The sequence below is a fragment of the Paraburkholderia aromaticivorans genome (genome assembly GCF_002278075.1).
In the GTDB taxonomy this organism is placed as follows: domain Bacteria; phylum Pseudomonadota; class Gammaproteobacteria; order Burkholderiales; family Burkholderiaceae; genus Paraburkholderia; species Paraburkholderia aromaticivorans.
In genome coordinates, this window is sequence record NZ_CP022989.1 from 3,390,783 (window position 1) to 3,408,216 (window position 17,434).

Sequence of the window (17,434 nt, forward strand, 5' to 3'; positions counted from 1 at the left end):
CCCCTCCGGTTGATCGAGCCGGAACCTTGTCCGGCTCATTGTCCGGCTCATTGTCCGGGTTTCCGGGGTCAGCAAGCAGAATACACAAAAAAGCACGCTCGTTCAATTTAACCTCAGGCGGGGTTTCCCCTGGCAAGCGGCGTGAGCGGACAATCCTTCTCGTCCTCCAGCGCGGACGGCAGCACATGGTCGCGAAAGAGGTCGCGCAGTTTGAGCTTCTGCAGCTTGCCGGTCGCGGTGTGCGGCAGTTCGTCGACGAAGGCGACGTCGTCGGGGATCCACCATTTGGCGACCTTGCCGTCGTAGAACGCGATCAGTTCCTCGCGCGTCACCGAAAAGCCGGGGCGCTTGACCACCACCAGCAATGGCCGCTCGGTCCATTTCGGATGCGCGCACGCAATGCACGCCGCTTCGGCCACGGCCGGATGCGCGATCGCCACGTTCTCGATGTCGATCGAACTGATCCATTCGCCACCCGACTTGATCACGTCTTTCGAGCGGTCCGTGATGTGCAGAAAGCTGTCGCGGTCGATGGTGGCGACGTCGCCGGTGGGAAACCAGCCGTCCACGAGCGGCGAGTCGTCCTTGCGGAAATACCGGTCGATCACCCACGGCCCGCGCACGTGCAGGTCGCCGAACGCCACGCCGTCCCACGGCAGTTCGCGGCCGTCCTCGCCGACGATCTTCATATCGACGCCGTAAAGCACGTGCCCCTGCTTCTCCAGCAACTTGCGCTGCTCTTCGAGCGGGCGCTGGCTTTGTTCCCACGTTAGTTTGGAGAGGGTGCCGAGCGGCGACATTTCGGTCATGCCCCACGCGTGAATCACCTGCACGCCGTAGTCGTCCTCGAACGTGCGCAGCATGGCCGGCGGACACGCCGAGCCGCCTATCACCGTGCGATCGAGCGACGAAAACCGCACCTTCGCTTCGCGCAGATAGTTGAGCAAACCTAGCCACACGGTCGGCACGCCGGCCGAATACGTGACGCGTTCGCTTTCCATCAATTCGTACAGCGACTTGCCGTCGAGGTCCTTGCCGGGAAGCACGAGCTTCGCGCCGGTCAGCGGCGCGGCGTGCGGAATGCCCCACGCGTTCACATGAAACATCGGCACGACGGGCAGCACGCAGTCGCGTGCGGAAAGACTCATGGCGTCGGGCAGCGAGGCGCCGAACGCATGCAACACCGTCGAGCGATGCGAATACAGCGCGCCCTTCGGATTGCCGGTGGTGCCGGACGTGTAGCACAGATACGAGGCTTGCCGTTCGTCGATGGGCGGCCACTCGTAATTGCCGTCCTGCGCGTTGACGAGCGTCTCGTAGCTGAGCGCCGGCGTCTGCATGACAGGCAGATGCGCTTCGTCGGCAAGGGCGATCCAGCCGCGCACCTTCGGACACTGCGGCGCAAGCACCTCGACGAGCGGCGCGAACGTGGTGTCGAACAGCACGTAGGCATCGTCCGCGTGATTGATGATGTACGCGATCTGATCGGGAAAGAGACGCGGATTGATGGTGTGACAGACGGCGCCGAAGCCGGTCGTGCCGTAATACGCTTCCAGATGCCGGTAGCCGTTCCATGCGAGCGTGGCGACCCGTTCGCCGGGTTCGACGCCGAGCGCGATCAAAGCCTGTGCGAGCTGTTTCGCGCGCTTTTCGCAATCACGGTAGGTATAGCGATGCAGGTCGCCTTCGATCCGCCGCGATACGATTTCAGTGCTGCCAAAATGCCGCGACGCGTGCGCGAGCAACGAAGGCACGGTGAGCGGCACGTCCATCATCTGGCCAAGCAGCGGCGTCGTCATAAGAAGGGGTCTCCTCGGCTTGATTGTTCGATCGGTTTGCAGCTCGGGGGGCGCGCCTCGGCCTCGACGCGCCGTCAGCGAAACAGGCGGAAATCCGGCAAGCGGCCCCCGCGGCCCCGATATGGGCAGAACACAGGGCCGGCCAGCAGTTCCGCGGGCGCGGACTTACAATATCGGTTAATCCAGAGGCGCTCAACATGTCGTTTTCCCCAAGCATTGCAGGGTTATCCGGGCCTTTAACGGCCCTTTCCGACGCGCTCACCACGTTGCCCGAGAGCGCGTTCGCACGGCTCGGCAACGTCTTTATGACGCGTTTGCCCGCGGCGCCGCTCAGCGCGCCGTACGTGGTCGGCTTTTCCGCGCAGACCGCCGCGCTGCTCGGATTGGAGCCCGGGGTCGGGACCGATCCGGGCTTTGCCGAGCTGTTCTCCGGCAACGCCACGCGCGCATGGCCGGCCGAGGCGCTGCCTTACGCGTCCGTCTATTCGGGCCACCAGTTCGGCGTATGGGCCGGCCAGCTCGGCGACGGCCGCGCGCTCGGTCTCGGCGAAGTCGAACACGACGGCCGGCGCTTCGAGTTGCAGCTCAAAGGCGCGGGGCGCACGCCCTATTCGCGCATGGGCGATGGCCGCGCGGTGTTGCGCTCGTCGATCCGCGAGTATCTCTGTTCGGAGGCGATGCATCACCTCGGCATTCCGACCACGCGGGCGCTGTGCGTGATCGGCTCCGATCAGCCTGTGCGGCGCGAGACGGTCGAAACGGCCGCCGTGGTCACCCGTGTGGCGCCGAGCTTCGTGCGCTTCGGCCATTTCGAGCACTTCTATTCGAACGATCGCACCGAGGCGCTGCGCGCGCTCGCCGATCACGTGATCGAACGTTTCTATCCGCATTGCCGCGAAGCCGACGATCCTTACCTCGCGCTGCTGAACGAAGCCGTCATGTCGACCGCGGACCTGATGGTCGAGTGGCAAGCGGTGGGCTTCTGCCACGGCGTGATGAACACGGACAACATGTCGATCCTCGGTCTGACGATCGACTACGGTCCGTTCGGTTTCATGGACGGCTTCGACGCCGGCTACATCTGCAACCATTCCGATTCGCAAGGCCGCTACGCGTACAGGATGCAGCCGCAGATCGCTTACTGGAACCTCTTCTGCCTCGCACAAGGGCTGTTGCCGCTGCTCGGCGAAAAGCACGAGGAAGGCGTGCGCGGCGACAAGGCGATCGAAGACGCGCAGCGCGTGCTCGGCGGCTTCAAGGAGCGTTTCGCTCCGGCGCTGGAGCGGCGCATGCGCGCGAAGCTCGGCCTCGAAACCGAACGCCCCGGCGACGACGCGCTCGCCAACCGCCTGTTCGAAGTGATGCACGCCAATCGCGCGGATTTCACGCTGACCTTCCGCCATCTCGCGCGGGTGTCCAGGCACGACGCGAGCGGCGACGCCGCGGTGCGCGACCTGTTCCTCGACCGGGCCGCGTTCGATGCGTGGGTGAACGACTATCGCGCGCGGCTGTCCGAGGAATCACGCGAGGACGCCGCGCGCGCCATTGCAATGAACCAGGTGAACCCCAAATTCGTACTTCGCAATCATCTGGCGGAAACGGCGATCCGCCGCGCGAAAGAGAAGGATTTTTCCGAAGTGGAGCGACTGGCGGCCGTGCTGCGCCGTCCGTTCGACGAACAGCCCGAGCACGAGGCATATGCCGGATTACCGCCGGACTGGGCGAGTTCGCTGGAAGTGAGTTGCTCGTCGTGACACGCTGAAAGCCGGCTCTTTGCGCCTGATCGTGTAGCAGGAGTCATGAGCCGCACCCGCCTGACCATCCGGCCGCCTCCACGAAAGACCCAAGCAAACCCGAGACAGGAATCCGACCATGAACAAGCCCGACGACCTCCACTCCGACGCCCCCGCCGTGCAGAAAGACGACGCCGAGTGGCGCAAGCAGCTCTCCGACATCGAATATCAGGTGACGCGCCACGCGGCCACGGAGCGTCCGTTCACGGGCCGCTATCACGACCATTGGGACCGCGGCATCTACGACTGCGTCTGTTGCGGCACACCGCTGTTCGAATCGGACACCAAGTTCGACGCCGGTTGCGGCTGGCCGAGCTACTTCAAACCGATCGACGGCGAAGTGATCGCCGAGAAAACCGACCGCTCGCACGGCATGCTGCGCATCGAGGTGCAATGCAAGAACTGCGGCGCGCATCTGGGCCACGTATTCGAAGACGGACCGGCGCCGACGGGCCTGCGCTACTGCATCAATTCGGCTGCGTTACAATTCGAGCCCAAGTAACGCTGCGCGAAGTCCGGCGCGTTGCCGGCCGGCGCCTGCCCAACGGCGCGCGCGCCGGCCGCGACACCCTTCATCCAGCCTGCGAGCCGGTCGACCCGGTCGACCCGTTGCGCACCGCGCCCCTATTCTCCGACTCTCTCTCTGCGATTTCCCGACCAGATAATGAAATTCCTGTTCGATCTGTTCCCGATCATCCTGTTTTTCGTCGCCTTCAAGATCTGGGGCATTTTCACGGCGACGGCAGTGGCAATCGTCGCCACGCTGGTGCAGATCGCATGGGTGGCGTTCCGCCACCGCAAGGTCGATCCGATGCTGTGGGTGAGCCTCGGCGTCGTCACCGTGTTCGGCGGCGCCACGCTCGTGCTGCACAACGATACGTTCATCAAGTGGAAGCCGACCGTGCTGTACTGGGCGTTCTCGGTCGCGCTGATCGTCTCGCAACTGGCCTTCAACAAGAATCTGATCGAAGCGATGATGGGCAAGCAGATCACGCTGCCGCACGCGATCTGGGGCAAGCTGAATGTCGTGTGGGCGGTGTTTTTCGTGCTGCTCGGGCTCGTCAATCTGTTCGTCGCTTACAACTACACGACCGACCAGTGGGTCAATTTCAAGCTGTTCGGCGCGACCGGCTGCCTCGTGGTGTTCATCGTCGGGCAGAGCCTGTGGCTGTCGAAGTATATGAAGGAAGAATGACATGACGAACGACGTATTCATGCACGCCACGACCGCCGAGCGCGCCGCGCTGATCGAGGCGCGCCTCGCCGCCGCGCTGGCACCGGTCGTTTCGATCCAGATCACCGACGACAGCGCGCAGCACGCGGGCCACGCCGGCGCCTCCGCCGGTGGTCATTTCAGTGTCACGATCGTGGCCGCCGCATTTGCCGGCAAGGCCCGCGTGGCGCGGCATCGCATGGTGTATGATGCGCTGGCCGATGCCATGCAGCGCGGCATTCACGCCCTTGCAATCACGGCGTACACGCCCGAAGAATTCGATTTGTTGCCCCGCTAGGAAAATTTTCGATGACCTTGAAGAAAACCCGCCTCTGGGTATTGCTGGCTGCATTTGCAGCCGCACCTGCATTCGCACAGAACATCGCCGTCGTGAACGGCACCCCGATTCCGAAAGCGCGTGCCGACGCGCTGATCGATCAACTGGTGCATCAAGGCCAGCAAAATACGCCGCAACTGCAAACGGCCGTGCGCGAAGAACTGGTGAACCGCGAGATCCTGATGCAGGAAGCGCTGCGCCGTGGCTTGCCGAACCGTCCGGACATCAAGGCGCAAATCGCCGTCGCCCAGCAAACCGTCGTGCTGCGCGCGCTGATTGAAGACTTCGTGAAGAACAACACGCCGACCGACGCCGAAGTCACCGCGCGCTACAACGCGCTGATCAAAGACGCGGGCGGCAAGGAATATCACCTGCACCACATTCTGCTCGACAACGAGCAGCAGGCCAAAGACCTGATCGCGAAGATCAAGGGCGGCGCAAGCTTCGAAGACCTGGCCAAGCAATTCTCGAAGGACCCGGGATCGGGCAAGAACGGCGGCGATCTGGACTGGTCGGACCCGAAGGCTTACGTGCCTGAATTCGCGGACGCGGCCACGCATCTGCAAAAAGGCCAGATGACCGATACGCCGGTGCATACGCAATTCGGCTGGCACATCATTCGTGTCGACGACGTGCGCAACATCACGCCGCCGCCGCTCGAACAGGTGCGCCCGCAGATCGTGCAACAGATCCAGCAGGAAAAGCTGCAAGCGTTCGAAGAAGGTCTGCGTAAGAACGCGAAGATTCAGTAAGCAGGGTTGGCCGCCGGGAATCGAGGTTGCGCTTCGGGTTGGCGCTTCTCCTGAGCGGCGGTAATCGATTCTGCGCAAGGCGCTGTTCGGTCAATGACTGAACAGCGCCTTTTTCATGGCGGCTTGACCAGGCGGTCACGACGCCGCGCGCATTTCCTCTTCGGGCAAGAGGTTGTCGAAGAACCATTGCACCGACCGCTGGCTCGATCCGTCTACGAAAGACCGGCCCTCCAGCGCAAACGCGGGCGAAAGCGCGAATGCGTCCTCACGATCCAGCCAGTTCGTGTCGTAAGTGAATGACCAGATACCGCCCGCGTCGCTCACGACGCCGACGCGTTGGCTGAAGCGCTTTGGTGTCCGAGCCAGGCGGAATGTCCACCGAAACCTGCGCGCCCGGCGTGATGCCCAGTTCGCCGAGCAGATGCAGCACCTTGCCGATCTGCGCGGCCACGCGGCAAGCGCCGGTAATCCAGTGCCCGCTGCAAGGCGGCCGCCGCTTGCGCCGCCCGCCTTGCCCACGTCCCACGGCCGCGTGGCCGTGGCGCGTCACCTCATCAACCCAGCCAGCGGCGCGCGTTCTGGAACACGCGCATCCACGGGCTTGCGTCCGTGCCGCCCTCGCCCCAGCCTTCCGGATGCCAGCTCATCTGCACCGCGCGATGCACGCGCTCGGTGTGCGGCATCAGCACGGTGAAGCGGCCGTCCGGCGTCGTCACCGACGTGATGCCGTTCGGCGAACCGTTCGGGTTGAACGGATACTGCTCGGTCGCCTGACCACGATGATCGACATAACGCATGGCCACCGCGACCTTCGACGCATCGCCTTGCTGCGAGAAGTCCGCGTAGCCTTCGCCGTGGGCGACCGCCACCGGAATGCGCGAGCCTTCCATGCCGTTGAAGAAGATCGACGGCGAAGCCTGCACTTCGACCAGCGAGAAGCGCGCTTCGAACTTCTCCGACTTGTTGCGCGTGAACTTCGGCCAGGCTTCGGCACCCGGAATCATCGAGGCGAGGCTGCTCATCATCTGGCAGCCGTTGCAGATGCCGAGCGCGAACGTGTCCGGGCGGCCGAAAAACGCGGCGAACATGTCGGCCAGTTGCGCGTTGAAGCGGATCGCCTTCGCCCAGCCTTCACCGGCGCCCAGCGTGTCGCCGTAGGAGAACCCGCCGCACGCCACCGCGCCGGCGAAATCCGCCAGATTGGCACGGCCCGCCAGCAGGTCGCTCATGTGCACGTCGTGCGCGTCGAAGCCGGCGCGGTCGAATGCGTACGCCGTTTCGAGGTGGGAGTTGACGCCCTGCTCGCGCAGGATCGCCACACGCGGACGCGCGCTCTTGCCAATGAACGGCGCGGCGACGTCTTCCGTGGGATCGAAGCTCAACACCGGCGTAATGCCCGGATCGGCCGCGTCGGAGAGCGTTTCGTATTCGGCGTCGGCGCAAGCCGGGTTGTCACGCAGACGCGAAATGCGCCAGCTCACTTCACTCCACGTGCGATGCAGTTCGGTGCGCGGCGCTTCGTAAATCTTCTTCGCGTCGCGATAGATTTCGATGGTGTCGCGCTCGTTGAGCTTGCCGATCACATGCGAGCACGCCGACAGCCCATGCTCGCGCAACGCGACCAACACGGCGTCGCGCTCGGACGCGCGCACCTGAACCACCGCACCGAGTTCTTCGTTGAAGAGCGCGCGGATCGTGCGGTCTTCACGGCGCCCGCTGGTCTGTTTCGCCCAGTCTTTGGCGTCGCCGTAATCGGATTCATGGGTCGGATCGAGCACCAGCATGTCGACGTTCAGCGACACGCCGACGTGGCCCGCGAACGCCATTTCGCACACGGTCGCCCACAGGCCGCCGTCCGAACGGTCGTGATAGGCGAGCAGCTTGCCGTCCTGGTTCAGCGCCTGGATCGCGGCGAAGAAACGCTTCAGATCTTCCGGATCGTCCACGTCCGGCACCGTGTCGCCGACCTGCTGCGTGACCTGCGCGAGAATACTGCCGCCCAGACGATGCTTGCCGCGGCCGAGGTCGATCGCGATCAGCACCGACTCGCCCACCTCGCTCGCGCGGCGCAGTTGCGGCGTGAGGTGACGGCGCACGTCTTCGACCGGCGCGAACGCCGAGATGATCAGCGAGACCGGCGCGACCACTTCCTTCGCCACGCCGCGGTCTTCCCACTTGGTGCGCATGGACAGCGAATCCTTGCCGACCGGAATGCTGATGCCGAGCGCCGGACACAGTTCCATACCGATCGCCTTGACCGTGTCGTACAGCGCGGCGTCTTCGCCCGCTGCGCCGCACGCGGCCATCCAGTTTGCCGACAGCTTGAGCTTGTCGAGCGACGCGATCGGCGCCGCCGCGATATTGGTCACCGCCTCGCCGACCGCCATGCGGCCCGACGCCGGCGCGTCGATCACGGCGAGCGGCGTGCGCTCGGCCATGGTCATGGCTTCGCCGCGAAAGCCCGCGTAGTCCATGGTGGTGATCGCGACGTCGGCCACCGGCACTTGCCACGGGCCGACCATCTGGTCACGCGCGGTCGTGCCGCCCACCGAGCGGTCGCCGATCGTGATCAGGAACGACTTGCTCGCCACCGTGGGGTGACGCAGCACGCTCGCCGCCACCTCCGGCAACGCGAGGCCGGTGACATCCACCGGTTCGAGCTTCTGCTCGACGCGCTTGACGTCGCGATGCATGCGCGGCGCCTTGCCGAGCAGCACTTCCATCGGCATGTCGACCGGCTGGTGCGCGGCGGCGTCATGCTGTTCGGAGTCGATCAGCTTGAGCTGGCGCTCGGCGGTGGCCGTGCCGATCACGGCAAACGGGCAGCGCTCGCGCTGGCACATGGCTTCGAAGGCCGGCAGGTCGGCCGGCGCGATGGCCAGCACGTAGCGCTCTTGCGCCTCGTTCGACCAGATTTCGCGCGGCGACAAACCGCTCTCTTCCAGCTGGATCTTGCGCAGGTCGAAGCACGCGCCCTTGCCGGCGCCGTCGACCACTTCCGGGAAGGCGTTCGAAAGGCCGCCCGCGCCGACGTCGTGAATGCTCAGAATCGGGTTCTTCTCGCCGAGCTGCCAGCACGCATTGATGACTTCCTGCGCACGGCGCTCGATTTCCGGGTTGCCGCGCTGCACGGAGTCGAAATCGAGCTCAGCGGTATTGGTGCCCGTGGCCATCGAGCTCGCCGCGCCGCCGCCCATGCCGATGCGCATGCCCGGACCGCCGATCTGGATCAGCAGCGAGCCTTCCGGCAGATCGTGCTTGTGCGTGTGCTGGTCCGAGATATTGCCGATCCCGCCGGCGATCATGATCGGCTTGTGATAGCCGCGCACCAGCCCCGCGACGTTCTGCTCGTAAGCGCGGAAATAGCCGCCCAGATTGGGCCGGCCGAATTCGTTGTTGAACGCGGCGCCGCCGAGCGGGCCGTCGATCATGATCTGCAGCGGCGAAGCGATGCGGTCGGGCCGGCCGTACGCCTCGTGCTTGTCGTCCGGATTGCGGTGCGCGAGCGGCTGTGCGGCGTCGCGCGCGTTTTCCCACGTCTCGACGCCGTCCGGCAGTTCCAGATTCGACACCGTGAAGCCCGCCAGACCCGCCTTGGGACGCGCGCCGCGGCCGGTCGCGCCTTCGTCGCGGATTTCGCCGCCCGCGCCGGTCGCGGCGCCCGGGAACGGCGAGATCGCGGTCGGGTGGTTGTGCGTCTCCACCTTCATCAAGGTGTGGGTGAGTTCGGTGCTGCGGCGGTACTGTTCCGGCATCGCGCCGGGCTCGGCCGGCGTGCGCGGGAACCAGCGCTCGGCCACGCCGCCCGCCATGATCGCCGAGTTATCCGAATAGGCGACGATCGTGCCTTGCGGATTGAGCTTCTCGGTGTTGCGGATCATGTTGAACAGCGAGATGTCCTGCTTCTCGCCGTCGATGGTCCACTCGGCATTGAAAATCTTGTGGCGGCAGTGTTCGCTGTTGGCCTGCGCGAACATCATCAGTTCGACGTCGGTCGGGTTGCGGCCGAGCTTCGTGAACGCGTCGACCAGGTAGTCGATTTCGTCGTCGGCGAGCGCGAGGCCCAGCTCCGTGTTCGCCGCCACCAGCGCGCCGCGGCCATGGCCGAGCACGTCGACGGTTTGCAGCGGCTTGGCCGGCAGTTCGTCGAACAGATGCAGCGCGTGCTCGCGCGAGGGCGACACGCTTTCGGTCATGCGGTCGTGCAGGGCCGCCGCGACGGCCGCGCGGGCTTCGTCGGAGAGCGCCTTCTTGCCGCCCAGCAGGCCGCTTTTCAGCGTGACCGTGTACTCGACGCCGCGCTCGATGCGGCGCACCTGCGTGAGGCCGCACAGATGCGCGATATCCGTTGCCTTGCTGGCCCACGGCGACACCGTGCCGAACCGCGGCACCACGAGGAAGGTCTCGGCCGTGCCGCGCTCTCTGGTTTCTTCGAGCGGATCGCCGTAGTGCATCAGCGCTTCGATCTTCGCGTTGTCTTCCGCGGAGAGCGGCGTCTGGGCGTTGACGAAGTGCAGATATTGTCCGCGCACGCCGGTAATGTTCGGATCGATGCGCGTAAGCGTTTCGAGCAGGCGGGTTTGACGGAAATCGGAAAGGGCCGAAGCACCGGGGAAACACGAGAAGTGGGCCATGGACTTGACGTTGCGTCGCTAATGATGCCGATGAGTGATGCGGATGAGTCGCGCCGATGAGTCGCGCGTGAAGGCGACGTGAGGCGCAAAGGAAGTCCGGGATTATACCCCGGGAACGGGCTTCCAGCGGGCTTGCGGTGCGGCTTCGCCCCGATTGCGGGCGGCATCGGAGCCAACCCGGCTGCGCCCACGGTGCTTGCGGCGGCAGCGCCCGCGGCGTTGCCGCGCGCATGGCCGCGCCAGCGGTTGACTGCTATCATTCGCCCTTTCACCAGATCGGCGCGCGGACGGCCCGAGCAGGCCGGGCAGCGCGCCGCATGTCACGCTCAATGGGAATGCGCCGCTTCGGCGTCCCGTCGGCAAATCGAATCAGAACATGGATGTCATCGTCATTGGCGGCGGGATCGCGGGCGTCGCCACCGCTTATCAACTGCGCGCGGCCGGCCACCGGGTATGCGTCGTCGAGCGCCACGCCACCGTCGCGCAGGGCGCGACCTATGGACACGGCGGCACCGTCCTGCCGACCCCGCTGGACGTCTGGTTCGGCCCGACTTTCATGGCGAGCCGTCAAAACGCCAAAAACGGCGTCGTCAACAAAACCGGTTTCAACGGGCCGGCCCGCCAGTTCGTCAAACAGCTCGCCGAACTGCAGGATCCCAACGTTTTCGGCCATCAATACGGACTGCTGCGACCCTTGATCGAGCTGTCGCGCGACACCATGGCGGACATGGAGGCGCGCTTCGGCCTCGAATTCGAACAGACCAGCGGCGTGCTCTATCTGGTCCGTTCCGAACAGGAGTGGCAGCACAAGCGCCCGGCCCTCGGCCTGCTGCGGCTCTTCGAGGTGCCGCACCACGAGCTGACACCCGAACAATGCGCGGCGTTCGAGCATTCCGTGCGCACCGAGCCGGAATTCGCCGGCGGCGTGCTGTTCGACCAGGAGCGCACGGCCAACTGCCCGCTGTTCACGAAACTGATCAAGCAGACGCTGGATACTCAGGGCGACGTCCAGTTCATGCTGGGCTGCGAAGTCTCCTCGATCCGCCTGGAAGGCCAGCGCGCCGCGGTGGAGCTGGCGCCGCGGCCGGGCGCCGCATCCCGCTCGCGAGAAGTGGACGTGATCCACGCCGACGCGGTGGTCGTGGCCGCCGGCCACGGCAGCCTGCCGCTGCTCGAGCGCCTCGGCTTGCGGCTGCCGCTGCATCCGCTGCGCCTGCACACGCTGGTCGCACCCATCGCGCATGAGGAATGCGCGCCCCACGTCGCCATCGTGGATGCGGTGAAGCGGATCACGATCAGCCGGATGAACCACCGCCTGCGGATCGCGGGCGGCGCCGTGTTGCAAAGCGCCGGCCAGATCGACAAGCCGTTGGGCGAAGCGGTCACGAAAGAAGCCCTCGCGCTGCTCGGCCAGGCCACGCACGACTGGATTCCGGGCGCCGCGCGGATCTCGGCGGCGTTGCCGTGGGAAGGCGCCAAACTGCTGTCGCCGGACGGCTTGCCGGTGATCGGCAATGCGCTGCATCCCCGCCTATTCGTCAATCTCGGTCATGGCCCGGCGGGCTGGGGCCTCGCCTGCGGGTCGGGCAAACTGGTTGCCGACCTGATTTCGGGCGGCACGCCGGACGTCCCGGCGGACTCGCTGGCCGCGTTGCGGCCGGATCGCTTCCATTGAACGAGCCAGGCCCGCCGCCGCGCGGGCCGCAAGAGGCGCCCGCCGGGCGCCTATCGGCACTACCATAGCGGTTCCCAAGCTTTCTCACCTGGCTCCAGGTGAACCGCCGAGCCCCGCCATGACAGAAGCGAACCCCACGCCGCCGACGCTGATCAGCCCGCACAATCGCGCCTTGCCGTTACTGACGCTGACCGATCTGCGGATCGCCGAATCCCAGGCGGCGACCGCGTTGCCGAAGCACACGCTGATGTCGCGCGCCGGCAAATCCGCCGCGAGCTTCCTGCTGGAACGGATCACCCGCGACACTTCGATCGGCAAAGCCAGACAGAAGGTGTGGCTCATCGCCGGGCCGGGCAATAACGGCGGCGACGCGCTGATTCTCGCGACCCAACTGCACGAAGCCGGCATTGCCGTCGAACTGTGCATGCCGGTCGAAGTGAAACCGGACGATGCGCGCTGGGCCCTCGACACGGCCCGCGCGGCGGGCGTCGCGATCAGCGCCGCGGCGCCCGCGTCGTTGGACGGCTATACCTGGCTCGTGGACGGCATGTTCGGCATCGGCCTGACGCGTGCGCTCGAAGGCGTCTTCGCGGACGTGGCCCGGCAGCTCTCGCAACGCGCGAAGGCACGGCCCCGCAAAGGCGGCGTGCTGGCGCTCGACGTGCCGAGCGGGCTCGACAGCGACACCGGCACGGTCGTGGGCAATGGCGACGGCGCCGCCGTTCACGCCACCCACACGATCACCTTCATCGGCGCCAAGCCGGGGCTCTTTACCGCGCAAGGCCGCGACCTCGCGGGCGCCGTCACCGTCGCGCCGATCGGCGTGGACACCAGTGCCCGCACGGCCGTGCAGCTGAACGCGCCCGAACTCTTCGCCGCCTTTTTGCCGCCGCGCGATTTCGCGACCAACAAGGGCAGCTTCGGCAGCCTCGCGGTGGTGGGCGGCGAGACCGGCATGTGCGGCGCGCCGATTCTCGCTGCGCGCGCGGCGCTCTACACCGGCGCGGGCAAGGTGCATGTCGCGCTCCTGGGCGAAGGCGCCCCGCCCTACGATCCGCCGCATCCCGAGCTCATGCTGCATGCGACCGACGATCTGCCGCTCGACCAGATGGACGCGCTCGCGGTCGGCTGCGGCATGGGTCATCGCGAACGCGCCAAACGCGTCATGCACGACGTGCTGCGCCTCGACGTGCCCAAGCTGTTCGACGCGGACGCGCTGAACCTGATCGCGAAAGACCCCGCGCTCGCCGCCGAAGTCACCGCGCGCGGCGTGCAAGGCGATCCGTGCGTCCTCACGCCGCACCCGCTCGAAGCCGCACGCCTGCTCGGCACCGACGCGCCCGGCGTGCAACGCGATCGCCTCACCGCGGCACGCGCGCTCGCCGCGCGCTTTGCCAGCGTGGTGGTCCTCAAAGGCACCGGCAGCATCGTCGCGGCCCCGGACGGCCGCCTCGCGATCAATCCGACCGGCAGCGCCGCGCTCGCGACAGGCGGCACCGGCGACGTGCTCGGCGGCATCATCGGCGCGTTGCTCGCGCAACATCTGCCGCGCTACGAAGCGGCGCTCGCGGGCGTCTATCTGCACGGCCTCGCCGCCGATACGCTGAGCGCTCAAGGCCACGGTCCCGCCGGCCTGACCGCGGGCGAACTGGCGCCGATGGTGCGCACGTTGCTGAACCGTTTGTTCTATCCGGCGACGGAGTCCTGAAAGCGTCCGTCCCGCTCGTCCCAACCTATGGGTGGACGATCCAAAGCGCTGCCGCCGGTCTTGCAACGCCGTTATACTGACTCACTGCGCTGCGCGTCGGAGCCAGCACGGGGCGGCGGCGAAGTTTCGCCGGCGGTTTCGCCCGTCGTATCGCCGCCACCCGCGGCGAACCCCGGCCGCGCGGCATCGCTCTAACAGCATCGTTGCATCATCCTCGGCCGCGCTTCATGCGCGCGCCTTTCTTCGTGCCCCTTGGTTAGACGGACGCTATGACCCAGAACTCGCTCCCCTCCTGGTCCTCGCTGCAAACGCATTACGACAAGATTCGCGATGCGCACCTGCGCGACTGGTTCGCCCCCGAGAACGATCCCGCCCCTACCCGCGCTGAGCGCTTCGCGTTCGCGGGCGGCGGTCTCGCGGCCGATTTCTCGAAGAACCGCATCACCGACGAGACGCTGAAACTGCTCGTGCAACTCGCGCGCGAAGCAGGCGTCGAAAAACGCCGCGACGCCATGTTCGCGGGCGAAGTCGTCAACCCGACGGAAGGCCGCGCCGCGTTGCACACGGCACTGCGCGCCACCGATCCGAAGGCCCCGTTCTACGCTCAGGTGCAGGCCGAGCGCGCCAGAATGGCGGCGTTCGCCGACCAGGTGCGCAACGGCGAGTGGAAAGGCTATACCGGCAAGCGGATCCGCTACGTGGTGAACATCGGCATCGGCGGCTCGGATCTCGGGCCGAAGATGGTCGTGCATGCGCTGCATCATCTGGCCACGCCCGAGATCACCACGCACTTCGTATCGAACGTGGACGGCGCCGATCTGTACAACGTGATGCAGCAAATCGATCCCGAAGAAACGCTCGCGATCATCGTCTCCAAGACTTTCACCACGCTCGAGACCATGACCAACGCGCGCTCGCTGCGCGACTGGTTCATCGAGAAGGGCTGCCCGGAGAACGCGCTGGCGAAACACTTCGTCGGCGTGTCGGCCAATCCGTCGGAAGTGGTCAAATTCGGCATCGCGAAAGAGAACGTCTTCGAGATGTGGGACTGGGTCGGCGGGCGCTATTCGCTGTGGTCGGCGGTGGGTCTGTCGATCATGATCGCGATCGGAGCGCAGCAGTTCGGCGAACTGCTCGCCGGCGCCAACGAAATGGACCAGCATTTCCGCGACGCGCCGCTCGAAAAGAATCTGCCGGTGCTGCTCGGCATGATCGGCATCTGGTATCGCAACTTCTTCGGCTCGCAAAGCTATCTGGTCGCTCCGTATTCCGAAGCGCTGCATTTCCTGCCCTCGTACCTGCAACAACTCGAAATGGAGAGCAACGGCAAGTCCGCGCGGCTCGACGGCGCGATGGTGGACTACCCGACCGCCGCGGTAACGTGGGGCGAACCGGGCACGAACGGTCAGCATGCGTTCTTCCAGATGCTGCATCAGGGTCCCACGATCGTGCCGATCGACTTCATCGCCGTGTTGACGCCCGAGCACCCGCTCGTCAGCCATCATCCGAAGCTGCTCGCCAACTGCTTTGCGCAGAGTGAAGCGCTGATGCTCGGCCGCACGCTCGAGGAAGCGAAGAAAGTGGCCGGCGCGGACAAGCCGGAACTCGCGCCGCACCTGGTGTTTCCCGGGAACCGGCCGACCAGCACGCTGCTGGTCGACGCGCTCACCGCGCGCTCGCTCGGCGCATTGATCGCGCTGTACGAACACAAGGTGCTGGTGCAAGCGTCGGTGTGGGACATCAATCCGTTCGATCAGTGGGGCGTCGAGTTGGGCAAGATCCTCGGCAAGGTCGTCGAGGCGGATCTGACGGCGCCGAGCGTCGATGAAAAGAAGCACGACTCGTCGACATCCGCATTGATCGCGCGGGCACGCGCGGCGTTGAAGAAGTGACCGTGAGCGGCGCGCTGGTTCGCGCCGCTGAATCCGCGTTGAATCTGCGCCGGCTCCATGCTGACTTTGCTCGATCTGCGCTGAACGTGATTGGCGCGCTCACCTGCCGGCGAGGTGAGCCGCAATAAAAAAAGCGGGCTCTTGCAGCCCGCTTTTGCCTGGGTACCACGCCTGAATGACGCCGCGGCCCGCTACACGAGACGCCCCGCCTCGATCGTCACCGTCGTATCGCAGCGGCGCGCCAGTTCGATGTCATGCGTGACGAGAATCAGTGTGGCGCCGTTCGCGCGGTTCATCTCGAACATCAGATCGATCACCGCGTGACCGGTGGCGGCGTCGAGACTGCCGGTCGGCTCGTCGGCGAAGAGGATGGCCGGATGCGTGACGAACGCACGCGCGAGCGCCACACGTTGCTGCTCGCCCCCCGAAAGCAGCTTCGGATAATGACCGGTACGCTTGCCGAGTCCCACCTGCTCCAGCAAGCCGCGCGCGCGCGTTGCAGCTTCGCGGGTGCTGATGCCGCCTTGCAGTTCCAGCGGCAAGGTGACGTTTTCGAGCGCCGTCAGATGCGGCATGAGTTGAAACGACTGGAACACGAAACCGACTGAGCCGCTACGCAATGCGGCGCGCTCGTCTTCGTTCAGTTCTCCGAGTTCGCGGCCGAGCAGCCGAACCGAGCCCGAACTCGCGCTGTCCAATCCTGCGAGCAAGCCCAGCAGCGTAGACTTGCCCGATCCGGATGCACCGACGATCGCCACACTGCTGCCGGCAGCGATAGCAAGATCGATGTCGTCGAGAATCGTCAGTTCGCCCGTTGCATCCTTAACCTTCTTGCACAAACCCCGCACTTCAATGACTGGATCAGTTTTGTTTAGCATGGTGAAGCGTAGGTTGAAAGTGCGTGCCACGACGTCTCGCGCCACGGTGCTGACAACGGCATGCGGCTGCGCCGTTGTGGCCGCCAGTCTGTTTTCAGCGAGCTTCGCGGCCCGTGCCGCCAACGCGCCCGAACCGGCCAGGCCGGTGATCGTCGTGCTAGGCGACAGCATCTCCGCCGAATACGGCCTGCCCCGCGACACGGGCTGGGTGGCGTTGATGCGCCAGCGTCTCACCGACGAGCGAATCGATTATAGCGTTGCCAATGCGAGCATCAGCGGCGACACCACGAGCGGTGGCCGGGCCCGCCTGCCGGCGCTCATGCAACGCCTGAAGCCGAGCATCGTAATCGTCGAACTCGGCGCCAACGACGCATTGCGCGGCGTGCCGCTCTCCACCACCGAAGACAACCTGCGCACGATTATCGAACAGGCTCAGCAAGGTCACGCGAAGGTCGTCCTCGTGGGCATGTATGTGCCGCCTAATTACGGCCCCGACTACACGCAAAAGTTCCATGGCCTGTACGGCGAGTTGGCGAGGCAACTGCGTGTGCCGCTCGTGCCGTTCCTGCTCGCCGGCATCGCCGACAAGCCGGACATGTTCCAGGCGGACCAGATTCATCCCACGCAGCAGGCACAGCCAGTGCTACTGAACAACGTGTGGCCCGCAGTCAAGCCACTCCTTCGCACAAGTTCGCCGCGCTGAAAAGCCTGCTAACAACTTGTTTCCAGAACTTCGGGAACGCGGATCGGTAA

The 17,434-nt window shown here is 65.6% G+C and carries 14 protein-coding genes; 9 read left to right on the forward strand and 5 right to left on the reverse strand.

Annotation, left to right across the window (positions count from 1 at the left end):
* Nucleotides 1-113 precede the first annotated feature (113 nt).
* Nucleotides 114-1,799 (reverse strand): 3-(methylthio)propionyl-CoA ligase, encoded by a 1,686-nt coding sequence (locus CJU94_RS15365; RefSeq protein WP_095419418.1) that lies wholly within the window; start codon nt 1,797-1,799, stop codon nt 114-116.
* 197 nt (nt 1,800-1,996) lie between these two features.
* On the opposite strand from CJU94_RS15365, the gene CJU94_RS15370 reads away from it, so the two are divergent.
* From CJU94_RS15370 to CJU94_RS15390, 5 genes are all read left to right on the forward strand, one after another.
* The gene (locus CJU94_RS15370) at nt 1,997-3,553 is read left to right on the forward strand and encodes a protein adenylyltransferase SelO (RefSeq protein WP_095419419.1); all 1,557 of its coding nucleotides are present in this window, start codon (nt 1,997-1,999) and stop codon (nt 3,551-3,553) included.
* A gap of 118 nt (nt 3,554-3,671) precedes the next feature.
* Nucleotides 3,672-4,094 (forward strand): peptide-methionine (R)-S-oxide reductase MsrB, encoded by a 423-nt coding sequence (gene msrB / locus CJU94_RS15375; RefSeq protein WP_095419420.1) that lies wholly within the window; start codon nt 3,672-3,674, stop codon nt 4,092-4,094.
* Nucleotides 4,095-4,256: 162 nt separating this feature from the next.
* On the forward strand, nt 4,257-4,787 hold the full coding sequence (locus tag CJU94_RS15380; protein ID WP_095419421.1) for a septation protein A: 531 nt from the start codon (nt 4,257-4,259) through the stop codon (nt 4,785-4,787).
* 1 nt (nt 4,788) lies between these two features.
* Nucleotides 4,789-5,103 (forward strand): BolA family protein, encoded by a 315-nt coding sequence (locus CJU94_RS15385; protein WP_095419422.1) that lies wholly within the window; start codon nt 4,789-4,791, stop codon nt 5,101-5,103.
* A gap of 11 nt (nt 5,104-5,114) precedes the next feature.
* Nucleotides 5,115-5,894 carry a peptidylprolyl isomerase gene (locus tag CJU94_RS15390; RefSeq protein ID WP_095419423.1) on the forward strand — a complete coding sequence of 260 codons (780 nt, stop codon included), beginning with the start codon at nt 5,115-5,117 and terminating at the stop codon, nt 5,892-5,894.
* Nucleotides 5,895-6,029: 135 nt separating this feature from the next.
* On the opposite strand, the gene CJU94_RS15395 is transcribed toward CJU94_RS15390, so the two are convergent.
* The 3 genes from CJU94_RS15395 to purL all read right to left on the reverse strand — a co-directional run bounded on the left by CJU94_RS15395 (nt 6,030) and on the right by purL (nt 10,528).
* A complete protein-coding gene (locus CJU94_RS15395) occupies nt 6,030-6,218 on the reverse strand; it encodes a HipA N-terminal domain-containing protein (RefSeq protein WP_244220844.1) in 189 nt (62 codons plus the stop codon).
* Nucleotides 6,160-6,345 (reverse strand): hypothetical protein, encoded by a 186-nt coding sequence (locus tag CJU94_RS41785; RefSeq protein WP_244220981.1) that lies wholly within the window; start codon nt 6,343-6,345, stop codon nt 6,160-6,162. Before CJU94_RS41785 ends, CJU94_RS15395 begins: the two co-directional genes overlap by 59 nt.
* Nucleotides 6,346-6,448: 103 nt before the next feature.
* A complete protein-coding gene (gene purL, locus CJU94_RS15405; RefSeq protein ID WP_095419424.1) occupies nt 6,449-10,528 on the reverse strand; it encodes a phosphoribosylformylglycinamidine synthase in 4,080 nt (1,359 codons plus the stop codon).
* Nucleotides 10,529-10,904: 376 nt separating this feature from the next.
* On the opposite strand from purL, the gene CJU94_RS15410 reads away from it, so the two are divergent.
* The 3 genes from CJU94_RS15410 (at nt 10,905) to pgi (ending at nt 15,803) form a co-directional block, all read left to right on the forward strand.
* On the forward strand, nt 10,905-12,203 hold the full coding sequence (locus CJU94_RS15410; protein ID WP_095419425.1) for an FAD-dependent oxidoreductase: 1,299 nt from the start codon (nt 10,905-10,907) through the stop codon (nt 12,201-12,203).
* 118 nt (nt 12,204-12,321) lie between these two features.
* Nucleotides 12,322-13,911 carry an NAD(P)H-hydrate dehydratase gene (locus CJU94_RS15415; protein WP_095419426.1) on the forward strand — a complete coding sequence of 530 codons (1,590 nt, stop codon included), beginning with the start codon at nt 12,322-12,324 and terminating at the stop codon, nt 13,909-13,911.
* 269 nt (nt 13,912-14,180) lie between these two features.
* A complete protein-coding gene (pgi, locus tag CJU94_RS15420) occupies nt 14,181-15,803 on the forward strand; it encodes a glucose-6-phosphate isomerase (protein WP_095419427.1) in 1,623 nt (540 codons plus the stop codon).
* Nucleotides 15,804-15,994: 191 nt separating this feature from the next.
* On the opposite strand, the gene CJU94_RS15425 is transcribed toward pgi, so the two are convergent.
* Nucleotides 15,995-16,681, reverse strand: coding sequence for an ABC transporter ATP-binding protein (locus tag CJU94_RS15425; RefSeq protein WP_007182003.1), 687 nt, complete (start codon nt 16,679-16,681; stop codon nt 15,995-15,997).
* Between CJU94_RS15425 and CJU94_RS15430 the strand changes: the two genes are divergently transcribed.
* Nucleotides 16,680-17,384, forward strand: coding sequence for an arylesterase (locus tag CJU94_RS15430; protein WP_095419428.1), 705 nt, complete (start codon nt 16,680-16,682; stop codon nt 17,382-17,384). The genes CJU94_RS15425 and CJU94_RS15430 overlap by 2 nt on opposite strands.
* Nucleotides 17,385-17,434: the final 50 nt, after the last annotated feature.